Below are 752 nucleotides of genomic sequence, written 5' to 3'. Positions count from 1 at the left end.
GACCTGGAAAGGTAGGGAGATGAAATACGACACGAACGGCGTATTCTGTTGAAAAACTCTGTCTTGATCGAAGGCCATCTGGCTGATTCAATTCTCTTATTGAATGGGAGTTTGGATGATGATGGGACCAAAACAGGAAACTCAGGCTGAGCTGTTCTATGAGTTCTCCCTGGAGGAACATGTCCCGGACAATCATCTGCTGCGGTCGATTGATCGATTTGTTGACCTGAGCAGTATCCGCAATCATTTGGCGGATTTTTACAGTCATACTGGTCGCCCTTCCGTCGATCCCGAGTTGCTGATCCGCATGCTGCTGGTGGGCTATTGCTTTGGCATCCGGTCGGAACGGCGGTTGTGCGAAGAAGTGCACCTGAACCTTGCGTATCGCTGGTTCTGTCGCCTCGATCTGACTGATCGAGTGCCGGATCACTCTACCTTTTCCAAGAACCGCCATGGTCGGTTCCGCGAGAGTGAACTCTTGCGGCACGTGTTCGAAACGACAGTGGCGCGGTGCATCGCAGAAGGTTTGGTCAGCGGCCAGCGTATGGCGATTGATGCCAGCTTGATTGAGGCAGAAGCGACCAAGCAGTATTCAGCGTCACAAGAAGAATGGGATGCTGCACAGATCGATGCCAAGACCGCACCGCGCGCTGTTCGGGAATATCTGGAAACCCTGGATGAGGCCGCGTTTGGTGCTGCCTCGCCAGTCAAGCCTAAGTTCATTTCATATTCGGACCCTGCCAGCCAATGGA

General features: G+C 53.1%; 1 protein-coding gene. It reads left to right on the top strand.

The features are described from left to right. Positions 1 to 118 precede the first annotated feature (118 nt). The coding region (locus ACR0JC_RS18830) for a transposase (RefSeq protein ID WP_480764015.1) at positions 119 to 752 on the top strand (634 nt) is incomplete at its 3' end.

The organism is Ruegeria sp. CH5 (assembly GCF_056537025.1).
This window is presented reverse-complemented; position numbering and strand designations above follow the sequence as displayed.